Genomic DNA, 4,894 nt, shown 5'->3' on the forward strand with positions numbered 1-4,894 from the left:
GCCGGGGGCCGGGCTGCCTGGGGATCGGCTGGCCGAGGATCGGCTGGCCGAGGCCCAGCTGCCCGAGGTCCAGCTGTCCGAGGTCTGCTCGTCGGGTGCCTGGTTGCCTGAGGAGCGGGCGTGTGGCCAGCGGGCGTCGGAGAGCCGGACATCTGCGGACCGGACATCAGCTGACCGGGCATCAGCTGACCGGACATCTGCGGACCGGATGCCTGACAAGTGGGCGTCCGACAAGTGAGCACCGGGGCCGACGGAAGGCAGCGGCGGGGTGCCCTTGAGCAGCCCCTCGTGCAGCGCGGCGAGTTCCCGGCCCGGGTCGACGCCGAGTTCCGCCACGAGCGTGCGGCGCGTGGCCTCGTACACCGCGAGCGCGTCCGCCTGTCGGCCCGCGCGGTGCAGGGCCAGCATCAGCAGGGCCTGCGCGGGCTCGCGCAAAGGGTGTTCGGCGGCGAAGGCGCGCAGGGGGGCGGTCGTCTCGCCGTGGCAGCCCAGTTCGAGGGCGCAGGCGAAGAGTTCCTCCTGGGCGGTGACGGACAGTTCGGTGAGCCGGTCGCGCTGGCGTCCGGCGTAGGGGCCCGGCAGACCGGCCAGCGGGGTGCCGTCCGACAGCGCCAACGCCGCCGTCAACTCGGCGTGGGCCTCAGCGTGTTGCCCGGCGGCACGCATGCGCCGCGCCGCGGCCACCCGGTCCTCCAGCTCGCACGCGTCCAGGGCGGCGCGCGGCACCCGCAGCGCGTAGCCGTCGCCCGCGGACACGAGGAGCCGGGCGGGTTCGCGGGAACGCCGGTCCGGTTCGAGCAGGGAACGCAGCCGGGAGACGTACGTACGCAGCGTGCCCACCGCGCGCGGCGGAGGTTCCTCGCCCCACAGCGCGTCCACCAGCTCCGACGTGGAGACGGGTCGCCCGTCGTGCAGCAGCAGTACGGCGAGGGTCGCGCGCTGTTGCGGTGAGCCGAGCTTCAGCGGTTTCCCGTCGCGCAGGGCCCGCACCGGCCCGAGGACCTGGAACCACAGCGCCTCGCCGGAGCCGCCCCGGCCGGCACCCCGCTCACCTTCCCGGCCCGACTCGCCGTACCGGCCCGGACCGCCGTCCGCGTCGCCCCGCATCGTCAGCCCGCACCCCTTGCCCCGTGACGCCCCGCGAATGTGCCCGTTCGTACTGGCCGCAGAGGACCATCCGCACCAAACGTTACGACAATCGCACCGTCCTGCTGACGCACCCAGTGCACTTGCGCCACCTTGTTGACCAGGTATTGACGCCGCTGAGACGTGGTGCGTGGCATATGCGCCAGAGTCCACGCACATTCGGCCGTAAGCGGTGGCCGGAGGGAACGCGTCCCGGTCCCGGCCCCTCCCCGCGCCTGCGCGCGTGTCCGGACGGGCAACGCCCGCTGCCCCGTCGACGGCCTCCCGCCGCCCCGGTCCGCACGACCGCGCCCGCTCCCGCCCCGGAGTCCGGCCCGGCGGCCGAACGGGCAGCGGCATCTGCCCTCGTTGACGTCCGTTTGTCTCTACGCACCGGCCCGCGCCTGAGACATCGTTCTACTCCCGTCCTCCCCTCCAGTTTTTCCTCGCGTCCAGGAAGAGAGCCAGGCCCCATGCCCACGTATCTGTCCCCCGGTGTCTACATCGAAGAAGTGGCCAGCGGTTCGCGCCCCATCGAGGGCGTCGGCACATCCGTGGCGGCCTTCGTCGGTCTGGCGCCGCGCGGGCCGCTGAACGAGCCGACGCTGGTGACCAACTGGTCCCAGTACGTGGCGGCGTTCGGCGAGTTCACGGACGGGTACTACCTGGCGCACTCCGTCTACGGCTTCTTCAACAACGGCGGTTCCGCCGCGTACGTCGTACGAGTCGGCGGCACCGACACCGTCGAAGGCACCGACTCCCGGCAGCAGGCCGCGGCCCCCGCGCAGGCGCCCAAGGAGCTGACCGCGGGCGAGCCCGTGGCGCTCGGCGCCTTCACGGTGTCGGCGATCACCGCGGGCACCGGCAACGGCGGCGCGCTCACCGTCGAGGTGCAGGACGGCGAGGGCGAGAGCACGGCGGACCGCTTCAAGCTGATCGTCAAGGACGGCGAGAAGGTCGTCGAGAGCTTCGACGTGAGCGCGAAGAAAACCGCGCGGAACTACGTCGTCACCCAGGTCAAGCAGCGCTCCAAGACCATCGTGCTCGAAGAGGCCTCGGCGGGCGGCCAGTTGGCCAAGCCCGAGGCGCAGTCCGTCACGCTCGCGCCGCCCGCGCCCGCCGCCGTACCCGCGACGGCCGCGCCGAGCGAGGCCGCGCCCCGCGTGGAGACCGCCCAGTTCATCGGCGACTCCGCCGACCGCACCGGGTTCGGCGGCCTGGAGGCGCTGGACGAGGTCAACATGGTGGCGGTGCCCGACCTGATGGCCGCCTACCAGCAGGGGCTCATCGACGAGGAGCAGGTCAAGGCCGTCCAGCTCGGGCTGATCGCCCACTGCGAGCTGATGGGCGACCGGATGGCCATCATCGACCCGCCGCCGTCACTGAATGCGCGTCAGGTGCGGCAGTGGCGACAGGAGTTGGCGGGCTACGACTCCCGTTACGCGGCTCTCTACTACCCGTGGATCAAGTCCTTCGACCCGGCGACCGGCCAGTCGGTGGTCGTGCCGCCGTCCGGTCACATGGCGGGCGTCTGGGCGCGCAACGACTCCGAGCGCGGCGTGCACAAGGCGCCCGCCAACGAGATCGTGCGCGGCGCGGTCGACCTGGAGCTGCAGATCACCCGGGGCGAGCAGGACCTGCTCAACCCGGTCGGCGTCAACTGCATCCGCGCCTTCCCGGGCCGCGGCATCCGGGTGTGGGGCGCGCGCACGATGGCGTCGGACCCGGCCTGGCGCTATCTGAACGTGCGCCGCTACTTCAACTACCTGGAGGAGTCGATCCTGATCGGCACCCAGTGGGTGGTGTTCGAGCCAAACGACCAGGCGCTGTGGGCGCGCATCCGCCGCAACGTCTCGGCGTTCCTGGTCAACGAGTGGCGTTCGGGCGCGCTGTTCGGCTCGCGCCCCGAGGACGCGTTCTACGTGAAGTGCGACGCGGAGACCAACCCCGTCGAGTCGGTCGACCTCGGCCGGGTCGTCTGCGAGATCGGCATCGCGCCGGTCAAGCCCGCCGAGTTCGTGGTGTTCCGGCTCGCGCAGTTCTCCGGCGGGGGCGGCGAGCTGGAGGAGTAGACCGCCCGCGCGTACGTACGTAGAGCACCGCCCACTAGAACCGCTACAGGAGTGAACTCCCTTGTCCCTTCAGCCCGGTGACGCCCTCACCACACACAATTTCGGCCTGCAGATCGACGGCGTCATGGTCGAGTATCTGCAGGAGGTCAGCGGCCTGTCGATGGAGCAGGACGTCATCGAGTACCAGCAGGTGTCGGCGGACGGGAAGCCCGTCGTAAAGAAGATGCCCGGCGTGAAGAAGGCCGGCGAGTGCACGGTCACGCGCGGCATGACGCAGAGCCCCGTCTTCAGCGAGTGGATCAACAAGTCCATCGCGGGCGACATGGGTTCCGCGCGCAAGAACGCCACGATCATGATGATGGACTACCAGAACAACCCGGTGAAGCGGTACAACCTGCGCAACGCCTGGTGCAGCAAGGTGGAGACCAGCGGGGTCAAGGCGGGCGACGCGGCCGCGCTGACCGAGCAGGTCACCATCGTCTTCGAAGAGCTGGTCATCGAATAATGCGGCGCGAAGGGCCGGCAGGAGTGGCACCCGGGGCGGCGTCCGCCCCGGGTGGGGTGGCGGGGGCCCGTGAACCCCTGCGCACGGAGTTCGAGTTCGAGTTGCCGCGTGGTTTCGTGGACGAGTCCGGGACCGTGCACCGCGCCGGTGCGATGCGGCTGGCGACGGCGCGCGACGAGCTGGTCCCGCTGCGGGATGTGCGCGTGCGCGAGAACCCCGCGTATCTCTCGGTGGTCCTGCTCGGCCGGGTCATCACCCGGCTCGGCACGCTCGGCTCCGTCCACGACGGCACGGTGGAGAACATGTTCGCCTCCGACCTCGCCTTCCTCCAGGACTTCTACCGGCAGATCAACGCGGAGGGGCACACGCGGGCGGCCGTGGCGTGCCCGCACTGCGCGGAGTCCTTCGAGGTGGAGCTGGCCGGGAGCCGCCTGGGGGAATCGTGACGTACGCGGCCGACCGCATCGAGGAGGAAGTCGCTTACCTCGCCTACCACTTCCACTGGGGCATGGACGACATCCTCGACCTCGAACACGCGGACCGGCGCGCGTACGTGGCGCGGACGGCGAGGCTGGTGGAGCGGGCGGAGGCCGGGCAGTGAGGGGCGGTGCGGGTGCGGGCGCGGGTGCCTGTTGGGCGTAGGAATGTTGGGCGTCGTTGGTTGGTGAGTCGAGGTAAGTGATGGGCTTGTTCGGGTGGCGGCGGGGGCGTGGCGCCGTGGAGGCGTCTCGCGGGGCTGACCTCGGTGCCGGTGCCGACTCGCGTGCTGAGGCTGTGTCAGGCGTACGGGGCCGTGGCTGGGTTTCCGTGCCGCCGGTCCAGCGTGTGCTCGCGGCGCCTCGTACGGTTGCCGAGCAAGGCTTTGGCGCGCTGCTCGCCACGCATCAGGACCCCTCGCTGGGTGGGCAGTTGGGTCACGCGGTGGAGGCCTCCGCTCCTGGCGGGCTGCTCCGTGACGTCCTCACACCCGTGGCCGGGCGGCCGGGGAGCCTTGAGCTGCCCTCGTTGAGTCTGCCTGTGCGGGCTTTGACGGGTGGGGAGTTGGCGGGCGAGGCGGATGCTGGGGGTGTCTCGGAGGCGTCGCCGGTCGGCGGCTCTGTCCGGAGCGACCCCGAGGGAAGCAGGGCCGCACGGCAGGGTGCCGGAACGCCTGACGCCGCTCCGGCCGCCGAGGCGCCCCACCCCGTACGAC

The 4,894-nt window shown here is 71.4% G+C and carries 5 protein-coding genes; 4 read left to right on the forward strand and 1 reads right to left on the reverse strand.

All coding sequences use genetic code 11. The annotated features are described in order from the left end of the window. Positions 1-1,107, reverse strand: a 1,107-nt coding sequence (locus GKQ77_RS27690) for an AfsR/SARP family transcriptional regulator (protein WP_219691659.1), incomplete at its 3' end; no start/stop codon positions are given. A 491-nt stretch (positions 1,108-1,598) separates the two neighbouring features. Here GKQ77_RS27690 and GKQ77_RS27695 point away from each other — a divergent pair. The 4 genes from GKQ77_RS27695 (at position 1,599) to GKQ77_RS27710 (ending at position 4,303) form a co-directional block, all read left to right on the forward strand. Then, a complete protein-coding gene (locus GKQ77_RS27695; RefSeq protein ID WP_219691660.1) occupies positions 1,599-3,197 on the forward strand; it encodes a phage tail sheath family protein in 1,599 nt (532 codons plus the stop codon). A gap of 61 nt (positions 3,198-3,258) precedes the next feature. Then, positions 3,259-3,702: a phage tail protein gene (locus tag GKQ77_RS27700; RefSeq protein WP_125515614.1), complete on the forward strand. Its 444-nt coding sequence runs from the start codon at positions 3,259-3,261 to the stop codon at positions 3,700-3,702. Continuing rightward, a complete protein-coding gene (locus GKQ77_RS27705; protein ID WP_219691661.1) occupies positions 3,702-4,148 on the forward strand; it encodes a hypothetical protein in 447 nt (148 codons plus the stop codon). Before GKQ77_RS27700 ends, GKQ77_RS27705 begins: the two co-directional genes overlap by 1 nt. After that, positions 4,145-4,303 carry a DUF6760 family protein gene (locus GKQ77_RS27710; RefSeq protein ID WP_164551842.1) on the forward strand — a complete coding sequence of 53 codons (159 nt, stop codon included), beginning with the start codon at positions 4,145-4,147 and terminating at the stop codon, positions 4,301-4,303. The genes GKQ77_RS27705 and GKQ77_RS27710 overlap by 4 nt, the downstream gene beginning before the upstream one ends. Positions 4,304-4,894: the final 591 nt, after the last annotated feature.

Origin of the sequence: Streptomyces anatolicus (assembly GCF_019400875.1) — a bacterium.
GTDB classification, from domain to species: domain Bacteria; phylum Actinomycetota; class Actinomycetes; order Streptomycetales; family Streptomycetaceae; genus Streptomyces; species Streptomyces anatolicus.